Source organism: Clostridium sp. ZBS2 (assembly GCF_023845855.1).
Classification (GTDB): Bacteria; Bacillota; Clostridia; order Clostridiales; family Clostridiaceae; genus Clostridium; species Clostridium aquiflavi.
Genome location: NZ_JAMQIF010000044.1, coordinates 1 through 17309 on the forward strand (window position 1 = coordinate 1; position 17309 = coordinate 17309).

Genomic DNA, 17309 nt, shown 5'->3' on the forward strand with positions numbered 1-17309 from the left:
CTTATCTTATTTCTTTTATTATTCCTTTTCTATATATTAATAATAATTCCTTCAAATCCTTAATTTGAGCTTGTAATTCCCTACCTATATCCGTATCTTCTACTGTTTTTCGTTTAAGTTTTTGCTCTACTACAAGAGTTGTAGATAAAATATCTTTTTCTTTCATTATAGATTCTTCTGTAGATGAGAAGTGTTCATGTGAAACTAATTGTAATCCATAAGAATTATATATTAAAGTATATCCTGCAATACCCGTTTGCTTTTGATATGCCTTAGAAAAACCGCCATCAATAACTATCATTTTACCATTAGCCTTTATTGGACTTTCTCCATTTTTCTTTTTTACTGGCACATGTCCATTTATAATTCTAGATTCATTGGGGTCTAATCCAAATTCTCTAAGTATCATATCACACATTTCCTCTCGATCTCTTAATTTATAATATCCTGTCTTCTTTTCTATATGAGATATTTCGTCATCTATGAAATATCTTTCAAATGTAGCCATTTGTTTTTTACCAAATAAAGGTGATACCGGGCCTGTCCATAAATACCACATTATATCCATTCCATAAGTCTTTTCTTCACTACCAACTTTTTCAAAGTAACCTTCTCTAGATAAAGAATCAAATTTTTCTAATAATCTTTTACTTTTATATTCTTCGCCTTGTATGCACATACTTTTTAAATTTCCTTCATCATCTAAAGGTATACATCCATGAAATAATAAATTAGAATTAAATTTTAAATACATATTTCCTTTAGAAAATAAAAATCTAACATGTTTTTGTAATTTATCACTATTTACAAAAGAATAGACAAGTTTATCTATAAGCACTGATTCCTCATCTGTAAGTTTATATGGATCTTTAGGATCTATTGTTGGAAAATTATTATCATTTAATGTGTATTCAGTTCCGTTTAATATTATAGTCCCTTTTTCATAATCTATTTTATCTAATAACAATCTTCCTTCTAATTCAAATTCAGGTCTTCTATCTATTATTTCCTTTTCTAATTTAAACTGTAATATTGTTATAGCTTTATGCATTTTAGATACTAAATCTACTTCTTGACTTGCAGATGGGTCATCTTTCTTTACTTTTGGAATAAATGATTCACATGGATCATCTTTATAATACTTTAATGCAAAGGTCGCTAAAGGTAAAAGATTTATTCCATAAATTTCTTCAACCAAATCTAGATTTGCATATCGTGTAGATATTCTTAAAACATTAGCAACACAAGTTCTTACTCCTGCTGCTGCTCCCATCCAAAGCATATCATGGTTACCCCATTGAATATCCACTGAATGATATTCCATAAGAGTATCTATTATAATATCTGGTCTTGGTCCTCTATCATATATATCTCCTATTATGTGAAGTCTATCTATAATCATTCTTTGTATTAACTTAGATAATGCAATTATAAATTCTTTTGCTCTTCCTATATCTATAATAGTGGTTATTATCCTATCATAATACTCTTGTTTATCTATTCCATTAAATTGTTCATGCAATAACTCCTCTATTATATAAGCGAAATCAGATGGAAGTGCTTTTCTTACTTTTGATCTCGTATATTTAGATGAACAAAATCTGCATATTTCTATAAGCCTATTTAAAGTTATTTTATACCAATCATCTATATTTCGTTCTTCTTTTAAAACAATATCTAATTTTTGTTCTGGATAATATATTAAAGTTGCTAAACTTTTTATATCACTTTCTAATAAAGATTTACCAAAAAGATCTTCTATCTTTCTTTTTACAACTCCAGATCCATTTCTTAATACATGTACAAAAGGCTCATATTCACCATGTATGTCACTTAAAAAATGTTCTGTACCTTTGGGTAAATTAAGAATTGCTTCTAAATTTATAATTTCTGTAGATGCTAAAGCAATGTTAGGATATTGCTTAGCTAACAATCTAAAATACTTTAGTTTTTTACTGTCTTCCTGCTCATTATTATTCATTTTAACCTCCATAATTCACATAAAATATATTGTTATAATTACTATATATTTAAAATCCCCTCATATAAAACATTAAACCATTTTATACAAATTTTGTCTACGAATAAATTTCTAAACATTTTTTATTTATTGGTTTTATGCTATACTTTTTTCTAATAAAATAAATTTAATTACTCATATTTATGACTTATTCAATAATTAGTATACACTAATGTGTTTTTATAAAAATAACTAAAAAATATTAGAAACTTAATTTTATTAACTTCCTAATTATATAAACTTCTAAATATCTATATGACAAAAACGCATTTTAAAATGTTTTAAATATTTTAAAATGCGTTTTATTTATAAGGTTCTATATTGAATATATATATTAATTTATTTTAATGAATCTAAGTATGCAACAGCACTTAATACTGCAATATTCCCTTCTCCAGCTGCTTTAATATATTGATATGGTTTTCCAGTACAATCTCCTGCTGCAAAACATCCTTTTATATTGGTTTCCATATTTCTTTTAACTTCAACATGACCATTTACTATATTTAAACCAGGTACTAATTCTTTAGGAGATATAAAGTTTTTAAGCAAAAAAACTCCTTCAGTTATTAAATTATTTTCTTTTAAGATTAATCTTTCTACCTTTTCCTCTCCTATAATTTTTACTGGCTTATCTTCTATTATAGTAATTTTATCATTGATATCATATTCACCTCTATACATAGGTATATAATAAACTGTTTTTGCTAACTCACTAACATAGTTAGCATCTTTTTCTCCATCCTTATTATATGATATTATAGATACTATTTTATCTTTATATAATGGTGCATCACATGTAGCACAATATCCTACACCTCTTCCTAGAAATTCTTCTTCTCCATCTAATGCCTTAGTATACTCTACACCTGTTGCTATTATTACACTATTAGATTCATATATTTCTTCATTCCCTATTAATGTAAAGTATTGTCCCATAGCATAAATATTATTTATTCGTTCATTTTTTATATCTATTTCCATAGCATTTATATGATTTAAAAATTTTTCTTTTAAATCTTCACCACTTATGCCATAAAATCCTAAATAATTATTAATTTTAGGAGCTCTCTCTAATTTTGAACTCAAATTACTATTTCCAAAAACAATAAACTTCTTATTTCTTATTTTAGCGTTTAGAGCTGCTGAAAGGCCTGCGGGTCCACTTCCTATTATTGCAATATCATATCGTTCTTGCATAAATTTAAACTCCTAAATTATAAATTATCTTTAATTAAGTCTGATAAAGCTTCTTTAGGTAAAAATCCTATTGATGTTTCTATTGGTTTGCCATTTTTAAATAATTTTATAGTTGGAATACTTCTAATTTCATTAACTCTAGATGATAATGGATTTTCATCTATATCTATTTTAGTAAATTTAACATTTTCAAATTCCCCTTCTAATTCTTCCAATACTGGAGATAACATTCTACAAGGTCCACACCAAGTTGCCCAAAAATCTACCAAAACTAATTCATTACAATTTAAAACTTCATTTTCAAAATTTGAATCATTAATGTGCTTTATCATAAATTTCCTCCTCAATTATTTTCACTACTAAATTTAATACTCTCTATATCAAAATATTCAGTTACTTTAATATTGTTCATATAAAAAGTGATTACTCTTTTCTTTTATTAAAAATGGAAAAAGTTCATAACAGTTATGGTTAAAAGATACAATCTTTCTTAAATTTATAATATTAATTTACCCATAAATAACTTTTTTTATTATTCCTAAAAATAAAAAAAGTTCACAAAACCAACTTAATTTCGTGAACTTTAAATACAATTACCAATTTTTTCATTATTCTTTATATATTTTGCTGTGTTTTAAATTGAAGCTATTTTCTGTAATTTACTATACTCACCATTTAACTTCATTAATTCATTATGACTTCCCTTTTCTATTATTCCCTTATTTCCAATAACAACTATTTCATCTGCATTTTGAATTGTTGATAATCTATGTGCTACAACTATAGTTGTCCTTCCCTCACATAATTTCTTAAGGGATTCCTGGATTATATGCTCTGTTGTATTATCTAAGGCAGATGTTGCTTCATCAAGTATCAAAATAGACGGATTCTTTAAAAATACTCTAGCAATAGAGATACGTTGCTTTTGACCACCTGATAATTTTACGCCTCTTTCTCCAATATAAGTATCGTATCCTTCTGGCAAGCTTTCAATAAATTCATGAATATTGGCCATTTTAGCCGCTTTTATAATTTCATCTTCGCTTGCATTAGTTTTACCATATAATATATTATCCCTTATAGTACCAGTAAATAAAAATACTTCTTGTTGTACTATACCTATGCTTTCTCTTAATGAATCTAAAGTTACATTATATATACTTTTTCCATCTATTAGTATATCGCCATTCATAACATCATAAAATCTAGGAATCAAATTACAAATTGTTGTTTTTCCTCCACCAGAATGTCCAACTAAAGCCAACATTTTTCCGCTTTCTATATCGATGGAAAAATCATCTAATACTTTTTCTCCTTCATAGCTAAAACTAACATTCTTAAATTCTATATCTCCTTTTACATCATGTAATTCAATGGCATCTTTTTTATTCTTTTCTTGATCTTCATTCATAATTTCCATATATCTTTGGAAACCAGTTATACCATTTTGGAATTGTTCCATAAAATTAATTAACTTCTTAATAGGATCTGTAAATAGTCTTATATATAACATATATGCCATAAAATCTCCAATATCTATTATTCCCTTAAAAGTAAATAGACCTCCCCCTATTAAACCTACATAATTTAATATATCTATTCCAAAACCTGCTCCTGAGAAGTATTCAGCCATTACTTTATATGCTTTTTCTCTTGCAAAGATAAATCTCTTGTTTCCTTTTTCAAATTTTTCTTGTTCTGTTTCATGACTAACAAAAGCTTTAGAAATACTTATTCCTGAAATACTATTTTCAAGACTTGCATTTATTGCACCTGTTTTTACTTTTGTATCTAGAAACGCTTTATTCATTTTCTTTCTTTGATACATAGTAAATAAAACAATAAAAGGTATAAATGCAAAAATCAATAATGTAAGTGGAATATTAATTGTGCATAATATAATAAATGAACCTGTAAGCATTACTATTGATATAAATATATCTTCTGGTCCATGATGGGCAAGTTCTGAAATTTCCATCAAGTCATTTATTATTCTTGACATAATATCACCGGTCTTATTATTATCAAAATATTTATTAGGTAATTTTTGAAGATGATTAAATACATCTCTTCTCATATCACCTTGCATTCTTACTCCAACAACATGTCCCCAATATTGCATGAAATAACCACATAATGCTTTAACTAAAAATATAATTAATAATGTTACCGCAAAAACTACTATTAATCTTATATTTTTATTAGGAATAGAATCATTAACTAGAGTTCTTGTCATCATTGGATAAACTAAATCACATAACGCTGCTATAAACGCTGCTATCAAATCCATAAAGAATAATTTCTTATATGGTTTATAAAAACTAATAAATTTTTTTAACATAAAATCCTCCTTTTATTATTAGATCATGTCTTAAATTGATGTTGATATATGCAATAGGTGAAGTGGCATTGTAATTGGACTTTTAGAACTCTTAATGAGTATTGTCAAATTTACTGCTTGTCTCATTTTTACATTGGAGCAAGCTAAAATTGGACTATACTCATTTTAGTGTTCTTAAGTTCAATTACTTAGTCCAGCTTTACTTATGCATATATCAACACACTACTAAAACATATGCTATTACTTAATTAAATTAATAATATCACTCTTAAAATCTTGTAAATCTTCATTAAACATGCCTTTAATCTTAACAGGTCTTTCTCCAAAAACTATTATATTACCATTAAAATATATAGCTTCATCAACATCATGAGTAACTAGTACTACTATTCTACTCTCATTTAACATAATATTTTTAAATTCATCAATTATTTTATATTTTAATGTGTAATCTAAAGATTTGAATGGTTCGTCCATTAAAATAATTTTAGATGGTTTTCCAAAAGCTCTAGCTATATTTACTCTCTGCTTCATTCCACCACTTAATTCTTCTGGATATTTATTTTTTACATCTTCAAGTCTTAATGAAGATAAAATATATTTTATTTTTTCTTTTAGTTCTAACTTATCATAATATTTTTTCAAGGCAAAAATTAAATTTTCTTCAACTGTAAGCCATTCTACTAATCTATCTTCTTGAAATATGTAACTAACTTCATTTTTTGATATTCCTGAAATCTCTCCATCATCAAATTTAAGAATTCCAGCTAACATATTAAGCAAAGTGCTTTTTCCACAACCTGATTTTCCGACTATGCAATTTACTTTGCTATTTTCTAAAGTTAAATTAAACCTTTCGAAAACTATTTCATTATTATAGGCTTTACTTAAATTTTTAATTTCTATTTTCATTTTTCTTCCACCTATATATCCTAGTTTTAAACAAATTATTTATAAATTCAAAAGCTAGTGATAATATCGCAATAAGTACTATCCATGCAAATATTCCACTGGTGTTAAAATTCACTTTTTCAAGTTGTATTGCAGAACCTATTCCATACCTAGGTTGTCCATGTACTTCTCCTGCGATAACAACTTTAAATGCCAAAGAGAAAGTTGATACCAATATACTTGCTAAGTGAAATTTTATAATTGGAACATATATTTTTTTTATTTTTTCTATAAGAGATATTTCATATATATCCATCATATCTATTATTTTTTTATCTATACTATTAAGACTTCCAACTATTCCTTCATATAATATTGGAAATGTTATAGCAAACCCTACTATAAATGGGGCCTTATCTTTATTGAACCAAACCAATACTAACACTACTAATACCATAGTTGGTATAGTTTTAGCAAAAGAATTTATTGGAGCTAATAAAAACTTAAAAAAGGGATACATAAATGTAAGCACCCCTAAGATTATGGCTAAAATTATAGCTAAAATATAGCATAACACAGATCTATATACACTACTAATAAATATTAAATTAAAATCATTTTTACTTATAATTTTAATCATTTCAGTTATTACTTGCTGAATATTTGGTAAATATATATCATTATTTATAATAACTGCAAGAACTTGCCATACTATTAAAAAGAATAAACATGATGCTAGAATACATATTCTATTTTTCCATGTATATTCCTTCATCTGGTATCTTTCCTCCTACCGTTATGTTGTCAAATTCATATAAATTTTTAAAATAAGTATTATATTCACTAATAGAATCTTTTATATCAACGTATTTTATATTAGCCCTTTCCATGGCTGATACTATTATATTTTTATTAGCTGATACACCTATTTCCTCACAGTAGTCTCCTAAAGCTTCTTTGTCTTTATATGCCCATATTGTGCTATTTTCTATTTCTCTTAAAATATTTTCAACTAGCTTTTTATCATTTTCTATTAAATCTTTTTTTATTATTATAGTCGCTTGAGGGTAACCATATTTTGAATCATTTTCTTTTTTCCATTCTTCATTTAAATCCAGAAGTATATTTAGATTATCTTTTTTGCTTAATACAGTAGATAACGCTGGTTCTGGTAATACTGCATAATTAGCTTTTCCTGATAAAATTACTGGTGCTATTTCTGTAACTCCTCCAACATAGCTAAGGTTCACATCTTTATCTGGATCTATATTGTTATTTTTTAAAATAGCTTTTGTTATAATATCTGGAGTTAATCCCTTTCCAATATTATAAATTTCCTTACCTTTTAAGTCATATATATTTTGAGAATTATCAGTAGAAACTATATAAAAAGATCCCCAGCCTACTGTTCCAGCTATTTTGTAATCACCATTTTTATTATATGATATAGCAGGTACATTGGATGGTACTATGGCTATATCAGCTTCACTTTTCATTATAGATGTAACAACATTATCTGATACTTTTTCAATGTTATAATTAACATTATATCCTTTTTGAAATTCTGGTTTTTCCTTTATCATTTTAGCTATAGATATTGCTGGAAGTCCATCTGGAACTACAAAATTAATTTCCTTAACTTCATCTATAGTTGCAGTTTTATTTTCTCCACACCCTATAAACATAAATATTGATATAATAGGTATTAAAAATATTGATAATCTCTTCATTAAAATCCACCTTCCTTAATTTTTACTATAATTATCATAACACAATAATTATAACAAACCTCCAAATTAAGTATATCCATAATTTAATTTTAAAATGTAATTAACTCTTAGTTTACTTTGTTTTTTTCCTTGGCTCTCAACTTTTCACTATCAGTTCTCAACTAATATTTAACTTTAGGCACACTCGAAAAAATAACAAGTCCATTTGCCCGCCTATTTTCCATTGCAACTTTGGGATTATTATTTATTTTCATGTGCCTTAGGAATTCTATACATAAATAAGGTTTAATACTAAATACTCATACTTTAGCATTAAACCTTTATGTATTCTATCTATATATATCTACTATTAATCCTTGAATTTCATCTATAGTTGCTGCTAAATTCAAGTTTTCCTTTTCTTCAGATAGTAACATATTTGTCAGTTCTTCTAACTTTTCATCTATAGTATCAACAGTAACAAAATATTGAGTTTGCCAAAAACTAATATCTTTCTTTGTATCATACATAAACTTTAATATTGATTCTAAATATTCTTTTATCATCTTTTTATACATAACAACATCAACATATGTTTTAGTTAATACAAGCTTGTTTCCTCTTTTTTTGATGTCATCCATTAATTTACGAAGTTGTTCTTCTGACTTTCTTTCTCTGGCATGATTAAAGCTTTGAGAAAAATCTTTTTTTTCTGATACAATTTTTCTTTCAGTTGACACATTTCCGCTTCGTACTCTTCCAATTTCCATTACTGATCAATCCTTTCTTTCATAATAATTATATCAAAAAAAGTATCACTTCTCTATAAATTATAATTTTTTACTATTTTTAATTACTTTTTTCATGATTTTTTCTAGTATAAATTATGAAAATTTTATACTACTATTGAGTTATAATTTTAATATTAGGAGGACTTTTAAATGATAGTTAAATGTATAGATAATAGTTTATGTGATGATTTAAGTTTAAGCAAAGATTACTTAGTTATTGAGGAAGCACCTGAGTATTTTGTTGTAATTAGTGACAAAAGTGAAGAAATAACTTGTAAGAAATCTAGATTTAGAGTAATTCAAGATGGTGAATTAGCTAAAAAGACCAAAGCTACTATTAATGAATTATCTTATCAATTAGACAATGATTTTTCTGATATAAAACAATTTAATATAAGAAAAAATTCTAAAGGTGAAATTAAAGAAATTTCTATTAAATTTAAATACTAATTTTTATTTTCGGCTCTGTTTTAACAGAGCCTTATTTTTTTGTAATTTACATTCTGTTTTATGGCAGTATTGATATTATATTATCCAGATCACAGGCAAAAAAATCCACTTAGTCTATTAAATATATTTTGCATAAATTTTCTTGTAAATCACATAATATTTTCATAAACATATAACAAAAAATATGAAAGAGGTGTAGTTTTTTGAAAATCACATCAGGTTTTGATAATAATATTTCTTTAATAAAATCGAAACTCAAAGTTAAAGAGAGCTTTGATATTATTCAAAGGAATATAATAATAGGTAATAAGAAAACAACTATGTTTTATATAGATGGATTTACTAAGGATGACGTTATGGAACGAATAATGAATGGATTTTTTACAATAAAGCCTGAAGTAATGAACTCTTATAAAACACCAAGTGAATTTATAGATAATGCCATTCCTTATATAGAAGTTTCTGAAGAAGTTGATTTGGATAAAATAATTGATGCTGTGCTTTGTGGGCAAACCTCAATGTTTATTGATGGATATGATAAGTGCATAATTCTAGATATGCGTACCTATCCGGTACGTGGACTTGCAGAACCTGAAAAAGAAAAAACTTTAAGAGGCGCACGAGATGGTTTTGTTGAAACAATAGTTTTTAATACAGCTTTAATTCGTAGAAGAATACGTGATTCTAGATTAATTTTTGATATGCATACTATAGGTAAAATTTCAAAAACTGATGTATGTATAGCTTATATGGATGGTATTGTTGATAAACGTAGCTTAGATATAGTATTAGAAAAGATTAAAAAAATAAATGTTGATACCCTTACATTAGGAGATCAAAGTTTAGTTGAAACCTTAAGTAACCGTAATTATCTTAATCCATTCCCTAAAGTTAGATATACAGAAAGACCCGATGTTGCATCCTCTCATTTAACTGAAGGAAATATAATTATTTTAGTAGATAATTCTCCTACTGCTATGATTTTACCAACTTCTATTTTCGACTTTCTACAAGATGTAGATGATTATTATTTTCCGGTATTTACAGGTAATTATTTAAGAATAATTAGAAATATTATAACTATATCAACAATTGTTTTAACTCCACTTTACTTACTTTTTATTAATGGAAATATAACTTTGCCAGCTGAATTTAATTTTTTATTTCCAAAAGACAGTTACTCTATACCTATTTTCTGGCAATTTTTAATATTAGAAGTAGCTATTGATGGATTAAAATTAGCATCTTTAAATACCCCTAATTCTCTTGGAATGTCTTTGTCCGTTATTGGCGGATTAATATTAGGAGAATATACCGTAACTACTGGTTGGTTTATACCTCAATCCATATTATACATGTCAATAGTTGCTTTAGCTAGTTTTGAGCAGTCTAGTATAGAGTTAGGCTATGCTTTAAAGTTTATGAGAGTATTGTTATTAATCTTAAGTGCAATTTTAGGTTATTGGGGATTTATAGTAGGACTACTATTAATAGTATTTATTATGTATTCTACTAAAACAATTACAAATGATCGTTATTTTTATCCTTTAGTTCCTTTTAATTGGAGCAAATTAAAAAATCTATTATTTAGAACAAGAATTAAATAAATTCAATTACTTAATCTACTTTATTTATGTATATATCAAAACATTTCTAAAACACAGCATTATAAAAAGATATGCTATTAATTAAACGGCATATCTTTTTATATAAAATCTTATGTAATAATCATATCTCTAAAATATAGTTTTAATATTTATTATAATAATCTTGTTCCTTCTTTGTCTTGAGCTATTAACTTTTGTTTCATTAATCCACCAAGTGCTATTTTAAAATAGTTCTTACTAGTATTAAATGTTCTTTTTATATCTTCTGGAGAAGACTTGTCATTGAATGGCATAAATCCTCCATTTTCTCTTAAGTATTGAAGTATGTCTTTTGATAGTACATCTCTTTCATTTAATCTTGTTTTTCTTGTTGTAATACCAATTACTCCATCTTCATATATTCTCTTAACTCTTGCATTTACTGCTTGACCTGGATATAAATAGTCAAAATGTTCATTACCTAATATTATTCCTTTGTACTTTCTATTTATTGCAACTTTTAAAGTTCCATTATAACCACTTTCATACACTATCGCTTCAATTTCATCTGAAGTTTTAAATTCTTCAGGTGATGCAAATTCTAAATAGTTATCAACTCTAGTTGTAAGAGCTATTCTATCCGTTTTATCTAAGTACATATAAAATAAATACTTTTCTCCTGTTTTTAATTTATATATTTGCTCTTTAATTGGTATAAATGCATCTCTTTCAAGACCAAAATCCGCAAATGCTCCTATCCCACTTTGACCAACTACTTCTAAGTAACCTACTTTTCCAACTGTTAAACTTGGAGTTTTTAATGTTGATATTACTCTATCCTTTGAATCCCTATAAACAAAAGCCTCTACTTTATCGCCAACTTCTATTTTGTTTTCATTTAAAGATGAATTTGGTAATAACACTTCTTCACCCATATCATTTTCTAAGTAATATCCAAAATCAACTTTTTTACTTACCTTAAAATTATTATATTCACCTATTAGTATCATATTTCCTCCAATTTATTACCTTATTAATTACTGTCTGCCATCTTCTTAGCTAAATTAACATAAGTTAAAGAGCTTTCTTTATTAGCTTGAATTTCTTCCTGTGTTAATCTTCTTATAACTTTTGCAGGATTTCCAAGTATTAATGATCCGTCTTCAAACTCTTTATTTTGAGTTACTAAGCTTCCAGCAGCAACAACAGAATTTTTACTTATTTTAGCTCCATTTAATATTATAGCTCCCATACCGATCAATGCATTATCTTCTATTGTACATCCATGAATTATAGCTCCATGACCAATAGTAACTCCGTTTCCTATGGTCACTTTATTTTCACCATCTCCATGAATAACAACATTTTCTTGTATATTAGTTTCGCATCCTATAGATATTGATTGTTCATCACCTCTAAGTACAGCACCAAACCATATGTTAGAATTTTCTTTAATAACGACATCTCCAATAATAACAGATGTTTCAGATATGTAAACACCTTCTGATATATTAGGAATATTATTTAAAAAATTCTTTACCATTATTTTTCCCACTTTCTTCTTTTTTATAATTAAATTTAGCTAAGATATCTAAACTTATTTTATCATTACATTTAGTTATTGTCATTATTTTACCGCAGAAGATATATTATATACTGTAAGCAATTTTATAGGTAGGATAATTTGACTAAGAAAAAAACACAAATTAACTTTAAAAACTTAAAATTTTACTATGGCATTCCTCATGCTCATTGTGGCTTTTCTACTGGAAGAGGTACCCCAACTGAAGCATTTGATTATGCTCGACATAACGGATTAGATTTTTTGATTTTAACAGATCATAATAATTATCTTATTAAATCTGTTAGAATGAACGGAAATGAATTAAGTAAATGGGAAGCTTTAAAATACTTAAGAATAAAATATAGAAGAAAACATGATAACTTCCTACCAGTAATAGGATTTGAAAGTAAAACTAGTGGATTTGGAGATATAAATGTAGTGAATTCTAATAGATTTTTTACTGGTATAGTTAGTAATCTTAAATTATTAATATTATGGATGTTTAATAATCCAAACGCCTTTATAAGCCTTAATCATCCCCATAAAAACATAAATTACTTAGAGTATAGCCCTTTATTAAATAAACTAATAACATCTATTGAGGTTGGTAATGGTTCTGCTCCAAATAAATATTCTAGATATGATAAGTATTATTACAATTTATTAGATAAGGGTTGGCAACTTGGTGCTATAAACTCTCAAGATAATCATAGAATGAATTTTGGTGATGATGAAAATTTAACATGCATAATTTCTAATGAACTTACTTTAGACTCCTTAATAACTGCATTTAGAAGTCGACATACTTATTCAACTGAATCTAAATCTTTAGTTATGTACTTTACTATAAATAATGCTTTTATGGGTGAAACTATCCCTTTAGATGATAATGAACTAGAATTTTATATATTTATTCAAGATAACAATTATAAAATTAAGGAGATAAATATAATTTCTTTTTCAGGTACAATAATAAAAAAAATACCTGATTTAAATTTAAATCGTATAAAATACATTTACAGGCATAAAGCTGAAAATAATGAAAAGTGGTATGTTATAAAAACTATATTAGAAAATGGTAAGGTAGGAATAAGTTCACCTATTTTCCGGGTTTAATTTAGAAATTCTTCTTTAGATGAACATAAATTTTTAATTTGTAAATGCGGTGGCTTTGGTTTAAAGTATTAAAGACTTTCTAAAGTATATATTATAAAATTCCTGTACAATTAAAAAATTTCTAAGGTGGTGTTTTGCCCCCTTAGAAATTTTGAACATTTATCTTCTAGCTCTATTGGTGTACCTGTAAATCCTATAAATAAAGCATCATTCATTCTTTACTCTAATAAACAATTTTTTTATTGATTCCTTGTTTACATTTAATATCTTTCTAAACAATAATCATAAAAAAATTCAAAAATCTTATCCCCATCATGATTATTATAAAAATCAACCATCAACGTATTAAATTCTAATCTGTTTTTTACTTTAACATTAAATACACCTTGACCATTAAATATTAAGATTAAATTTGATACAAGTCTCGATGTTCTTTTATTTCCATCATAATAAAACTGATTTAAAGCACCCCAAAGAAATATATCAAAAGCTAAATCAAAGCTACTTTGACTTCTTTCTATTAATATTGGTAATTCCTTATAAAAAATATTTTCTAACTCTTCTGCTTTTGGCGGAATAAAGTCTGTACCCCCAATTCTAACCTGCCCAGTTCTAAAGCTTCCACTTATCAAAGCTTCATCCTTAGCTACAATTCCATTTAAAGAATCAAATAACTCTTTTCTTATATTTATTTTATCTTTATTAACACTCTCAAAAATGAAATTCCATCCATCTCTTATTCTTAAAACTTGTTGCTCATCACTTAATTTATGACCACCAATAGTTATTCCTTCTAAAAGAGTTTGTACTTCTGGATATGTAAAAGGGTTTCCCTCTAAACTAGCCATATTAAAAACCATATCCGGTAATAACTTTTTAGTTAATATTATTAATTTACTTTTATCTAAAGCTGGACTAAAATCTTCATAAAATTTTGTTCTTTCAAACAGCATGTTTATATCTCCTCTTTTATACTTGAAAATTATTCTATATCTTTAAGTTATAACTAAATCTCACATTCTTAATTATCAATTATTCAAACTTTCTTTTAACAAAATCAGACATTACACTTTGGACATTTTTTATAGGTTATTGACATAATTAATATCTATCCCTTTATCTTACTTAGCAATATTGAATGCTTCATAATAATACTTTTTAGATGTATCACCCATTTTAATGTCTTCTAATCCTCTTAAAAATTATTAAAATTCACTTTCTAAATTTACTTTAATTATTATCAAATATAAACTTATATTATGCAAAATCAACTTATCTAAAAATACTTATATATTAAAAGGAGCCATAGCACTAATCAAAATGTCTTTAATCATAGAAAACATTTTATAGTGTAACAGCCCCTTTTAAATTCAGATTAAACGTATAAAGTCTGAATTTATTTTATTTTCCATTATCTTTATGTTTTACTCTATTAGGTTTTGCTTTTGGTTTTATAACTATTTTCTTTTCTAACTTTTTAGGTCCGCCAGTTTGAAGTATATCCATAAACCATAAGAAAAATAATACAGATAAAACTGATAATAACATTTGTACTGGAACTACTTTTTTTGTAGTTGTCAAAAACATTTGAACTAAAAATAATACAATTGCTATAGAAAGAGGCACCCATTTGTTTACTCTCACTTTTTTAAATATATACTTTCTGCAAATCCAATAAAGTAAAAGTGTAAATGCTAAAACTCCTATAAAAGTAAGAATCGTCATAATAACACTACCCATATATGTCATTCCTCCTTAAATGTGTATATTAAATAGTTTATTAGATATTATATATATAATCAAGCTTTACTCATATTTTTTTATTTTTATGAAAATTTTATTATAATACAAATTATTACTTTAATAAAATTTTTGAAAATAATTAATAAATTTATTGATTTTTACTTTTATAATCCTCCAATATTTGATAAAATTAAATTTAGATTTTATGATTATTAAGAGGTGATAATATGAAACTAGTTGCAAATGCACATTTAGATGAATTAGACTTACAGATTTTAGATTTATTAATAAAAGATTGTCGAACCCCTTATTTAGAAATAGCAAGAATTTGTCATGTTAGTGGAGGAACAATCCACGTAAGAATGAAAAAAATGGAGGATTTAGGTATAATTAGAGGTACTAGAATTCTTCTAAATCTACCTAAACTAGGTTATGATGTTTGTTGTTTTGTTGGAATATATGTAGATAAAGCATCTTGCTTTACTTCTGTATTTGAAGAAATGGCTAAAATAAAAGAAGTCGTTGAGCTTCACTTAACTACTGGAAACTATTCAATGTTTGCTAAAGTAGTTTGTACTAATATTTCTGATTTACAGGATCTTTTACTTAATAAGATTAATAATATAGATGGAATTTCAAGAACTGATACATTTATATCATTATCACAACCAATAGACAGAAATATATCTTTATAATTATTTTTATTTTAAAGTAATAAAAACACACTTTTAAGTAAATACTGTTATTGAAAGAACTGCTAGAAGTATGATTTTATGAAAGCATTTGATTACATTGCACTTATTTCAGTTGTTATAAGTGCTATTAATTGGGGTTTGATTGGATTTTTTCAAATAAATATAGTAGCAATACTATTGGGATGTTATATAATTTTTGGTAAAATAATTTATTCTTTAATTAGAATGGCTGAGATATACTCGCTTTCTTTTTTCACAAAAGAAAGAACCATAGCATAAATTAATTTTAAGCATCATTTCTTTCTTGAAATTGATGCTTAATTTTTATACTATAAAAAAATTAATGTAAAATTAATCTTTTTATAGTATATAAATTCTAGATTATATACTATAATTTAAATATTATGTTAGGAGGTACTATGTATATATTAAATAGTTTTAGCTTATATGACTTAATTTACTTTTTTATGATATATTCTTTTTTAGGATGGTGTGTTGAAGTAATCTATGCATATAAAAATAATAATTACTTTATAAACCGAGGCTTTTTATATGGTCCTTTTTGCCCTATCTATGGTTTTGGAATTGTTTTTATGTTAGTTTCATTACATAATTTTACAAATAACTTATTGTTATTATTTATTTTTGCCACATTGCTAACATCGCTTATAGAATATTTAACAGGTTTCATTTTAGAAAAGGTTTTTAAATCCAAGTGGTGGGATTATACTGATGATGCCTTTAATCTTCATGGAAGGATATGTCTTGAATTTTCATTATTATGGGGGGCGGCTTCTGTAATAGTTATAAAATTGCTTCACCCTGTGATTAAATATTTGATTGATAAATTGCCTACAACTATTGAAACATATGTTTTTTACATTATAGTAATTTATTTTTTAATTGATTTTGTTCTAACTGTTAATTCTTTGGTTGATTTTAAAAATCTTTTGATTAAACTTCAAACAGATAAAAGTGGTTTATTCGAAAAATGTGTTGAATTTATAGCTTTTACCAAAAAGAAAGCTAGTAATAAGTCAAAAACTTTAGAAGCTAAATTTACAAAATTTATATTAAAATTAAATCATATAAGATTAATAAAATCATTCCCTAATGTTTCTTCAAAATCATTTGATTCAATACTTAAACCATTAAAAGAAAAGATACTAAAAAAAGATTTTTTAATCTTTTTTTAGTATCTTT

Annotated in this window: 18 protein-coding genes; 6 read left to right on the plus strand and 12 right to left on the minus strand. The window is 25.8% G+C overall.

Annotation, left to right across the window (positions count from 1 at the left end; all coding sequences use genetic code 11):
- Position 1 precedes the first annotated feature (1 nt).
- From NG918_RS16260 to NG918_RS16295, 8 genes are all read right to left on the minus strand, one after another.
- Positions 2–1993 (minus strand): fructose-1,6-bisphosphatase, encoded by a 1992-nt coding sequence (locus tag NG918_RS16260; protein ID WP_252213153.1) that lies wholly within the window; start codon positions 1991–1993, stop codon positions 2–4.
- Between the two features lie 366 nt (positions 1994–2359).
- A complete protein-coding gene (locus NG918_RS16265) occupies positions 2360–3220 on the minus strand; it encodes an NAD(P)/FAD-dependent oxidoreductase (protein ID WP_252227096.1) in 861 nt (286 codons plus the stop codon).
- A 17-nt stretch (positions 3221–3237) separates the two neighbouring features.
- Positions 3238–3552 carry a thioredoxin gene (gene trxA / locus NG918_RS16270; protein ID WP_252213151.1) on the minus strand — a complete coding sequence of 105 codons (315 nt, stop codon included), beginning with the start codon at positions 3550–3552 and terminating at the stop codon, positions 3238–3240.
- A 302-nt stretch (positions 3553–3854) separates the two neighbouring features.
- Positions 3855–5561: an ABC transporter ATP-binding protein gene (locus NG918_RS16275; protein WP_252213150.1), complete on the minus strand. Its 1707-nt coding sequence runs from the start codon at positions 5559–5561 to the stop codon at positions 3855–3857.
- A 240-nt stretch (positions 5562–5801) separates the two neighbouring features.
- A complete protein-coding gene (locus NG918_RS16280) occupies positions 5802–6473 on the minus strand; it encodes an ABC transporter ATP-binding protein (protein WP_252227099.1) in 672 nt (223 codons plus the stop codon).
- On the minus strand, positions 6457–7227 hold the full coding sequence (locus NG918_RS16285) for an ABC transporter permease (protein ID WP_252213148.1): 771 nt from the start codon (positions 7225–7227) through the stop codon (positions 6457–6459). The genes NG918_RS16280 and NG918_RS16285 overlap by 17 nt, the downstream gene beginning before the upstream one ends.
- Complete coding sequence (locus tag NG918_RS16290; protein WP_252227101.1) at positions 7202–8182, minus strand: ABC transporter substrate-binding protein; 981 nt, start codon at positions 8180–8182, stop codon at positions 7202–7204. Before NG918_RS16290 ends, NG918_RS16285 begins: the two co-directional genes overlap by 26 nt.
- A gap of 329 nt (positions 8183–8511) precedes the next feature.
- On the minus strand, positions 8512–8931 hold the full coding sequence (locus NG918_RS16295) for a YaaR family protein (RefSeq protein ID WP_252213146.1): 420 nt from the start codon (positions 8929–8931) through the stop codon (positions 8512–8514).
- Between the two features lie 171 nt (positions 8932–9102).
- Between NG918_RS16295 and NG918_RS16300 the strand changes: the two genes are divergently transcribed.
- Positions 9103–9402 carry a hypothetical protein gene (locus tag NG918_RS16300; protein ID WP_252213145.1) on the plus strand — a complete coding sequence of 100 codons (300 nt, stop codon included), beginning with the start codon at positions 9103–9105 and terminating at the stop codon, positions 9400–9402.
- Positions 9403–9605: 203 nt separating this feature from the next.
- Positions 9606–11009, plus strand: coding sequence for a spore germination protein (locus NG918_RS16305; RefSeq protein WP_252227104.1), 1404 nt, complete (start codon positions 9606–9608; stop codon positions 11007–11009).
- Positions 11010–11161: 152 nt separating this feature from the next.
- Here NG918_RS16305 and NG918_RS16310 read toward each other — a convergent pair whose 3' ends face one another.
- Entirely contained in the window at positions 11162–11998 is an 837-nt protein-coding gene (locus tag NG918_RS16310; RefSeq protein WP_252213143.1) for a CvfB family protein, read from the minus strand.
- Positions 11999–12021: 23 nt separating this feature from the next.
- Positions 12022–12531: a gamma carbonic anhydrase family protein gene (locus NG918_RS16315; RefSeq protein WP_252227106.1), complete on the minus strand. Its 510-nt coding sequence runs from the start codon at positions 12529–12531 to the stop codon at positions 12022–12024.
- Between the two features lie 141 nt (positions 12532–12672).
- On the opposite strand from NG918_RS16315, the gene NG918_RS16320 reads away from it, so the two are divergent.
- Positions 12673–13668: a CehA/McbA family metallohydrolase domain-containing protein gene (locus NG918_RS16320; RefSeq protein WP_252227109.1), complete on the plus strand. Its 996-nt coding sequence runs from the start codon at positions 12673–12675 to the stop codon at positions 13666–13668.
- Positions 13669–13928: 260 nt separating this feature from the next.
- On the opposite strand, the gene NG918_RS16325 is transcribed toward NG918_RS16320, so the two are convergent.
- A complete protein-coding gene (locus tag NG918_RS16325) occupies positions 13929–14621 on the minus strand; it encodes a Fic family protein (protein WP_252227111.1) in 693 nt (230 codons plus the stop codon).
- Positions 14622–15069: 448 nt separating this feature from the next.
- Positions 15070–15408 (minus strand): hypothetical protein, encoded by a 339-nt coding sequence (locus NG918_RS16330; RefSeq protein ID WP_252213140.1) that lies wholly within the window; start codon positions 15406–15408, stop codon positions 15070–15072.
- A gap of 230 nt (positions 15409–15638) precedes the next feature.
- Here NG918_RS16330 and NG918_RS16335 point away from each other — a divergent pair, with 230 nt between their 5' ends.
- The 3 genes from NG918_RS16335 to NG918_RS16345 all read left to right on the plus strand — a co-directional run bounded on the left by NG918_RS16335 (position 15639) and on the right by NG918_RS16345 (position 17302).
- Positions 15639–16106: an Lrp/AsnC ligand binding domain-containing protein gene (locus NG918_RS16335; RefSeq protein ID WP_003370983.1), complete on the plus strand. Its 468-nt coding sequence runs from the start codon at positions 15639–15641 to the stop codon at positions 16104–16106.
- 78 nt (positions 16107–16184) lie between these two features.
- Positions 16185–16385: a DUF378 domain-containing protein gene (locus NG918_RS16340; protein WP_252213139.1), complete on the plus strand. Its 201-nt coding sequence runs from the start codon at positions 16185–16187 to the stop codon at positions 16383–16385.
- 140 nt (positions 16386–16525) lie between these two features.
- Complete coding sequence (locus NG918_RS16345; RefSeq protein WP_252227113.1) at positions 16526–17302, plus strand: putative ABC transporter permease; 777 nt, start codon at positions 16526–16528, stop codon at positions 17300–17302.
- Positions 17303–17309: the final 7 nt, after the last annotated feature.

Excerpts from the sequence above, each read along its gene's own strand:
- NG918_RS16260 (WP_252213153.1), bottom strand. The coding sequence starts at position 1,993 with ATGGAGGTTAAAATGAATAATAATGAGCAGGAAGACAGTAAAAAACTA.
- NG918_RS16265 (WP_252227096.1), bottom strand. The coding sequence starts at position 3,220 with ATGCAAGAACGATATGATATTGCAATAATAGGAAGTGGACCCGCAGGC.
- trxA (WP_252213151.1), bottom strand. The coding sequence starts at position 3,552 with ATGATAAAGCACATTAATGATTCAAATTTTGAAAATGAAGTTTTAAAT.
- NG918_RS16275 (WP_252213150.1), bottom strand. The coding sequence starts at position 5,561 with ATGTTAAAAAAATTTATTAGTTTTTATAAACCATATAAGAAATTATTC.
- NG918_RS16280 (WP_252227099.1), bottom strand. The coding sequence starts at position 6,473 with ATGAAAATAGAAATTAAAAATTTAAGTAAAGCCTATAATAATGAAATA.
- NG918_RS16285 (WP_252213148.1), bottom strand. The coding sequence starts at position 7,227 with ATGAAGGAATATACATGGAAAAATAGAATATGTATTCTAGCATCATGT.
- NG918_RS16290 (WP_252227101.1), bottom strand. The coding sequence starts at position 8,182 with ATGAAGAGATTATCAATATTTTTAATACCTATTATATCAATATTTATG.
- NG918_RS16295 (WP_252213146.1), bottom strand. The coding sequence starts at position 8,931 with ATGGAAATTGGAAGAGTACGAAGCGGAAATGTGTCAACTGAAAGAAAA.
- NG918_RS16300 (WP_252213145.1), top strand. The coding sequence starts at position 9,103 with ATGATAGTTAAATGTATAGATAATAGTTTATGTGATGATTTAAGTTTA.
- NG918_RS16310 (WP_252213143.1), bottom strand. The coding sequence starts at position 11,998 with ATGATACTAATAGGTGAATATAATAATTTTAAGGTAAGTAAAAAAGTT.
- NG918_RS16315 (WP_252227106.1), bottom strand. The coding sequence starts at position 12,531 with ATGGTAAAGAATTTTTTAAATAATATTCCTAATATATCAGAAGGTGTT.
- NG918_RS16325 (WP_252227111.1), bottom strand. The coding sequence starts at position 14,621 with ATGCTGTTTGAAAGAACAAAATTTTATGAAGATTTTAGTCCAGCTTTA.
- NG918_RS16330 (WP_252213140.1), bottom strand. The coding sequence starts at position 15,408 with ATGGGTAGTGTTATTATGACGATTCTTACTTTTATAGGAGTTTTAGCA.
- NG918_RS16335 (WP_003370983.1), top strand. The coding sequence starts at position 15,639 with ATGAAACTAGTTGCAAATGCACATTTAGATGAATTAGACTTACAGATT.
- NG918_RS16340 (WP_252213139.1), top strand. The coding sequence starts at position 16,185 with ATGAAAGCATTTGATTACATTGCACTTATTTCAGTTGTTATAAGTGCT.
- NG918_RS16345 (WP_252227113.1), top strand. The coding sequence starts at position 16,526 with ATGTATATATTAAATAGTTTTAGCTTATATGACTTAATTTACTTTTTT.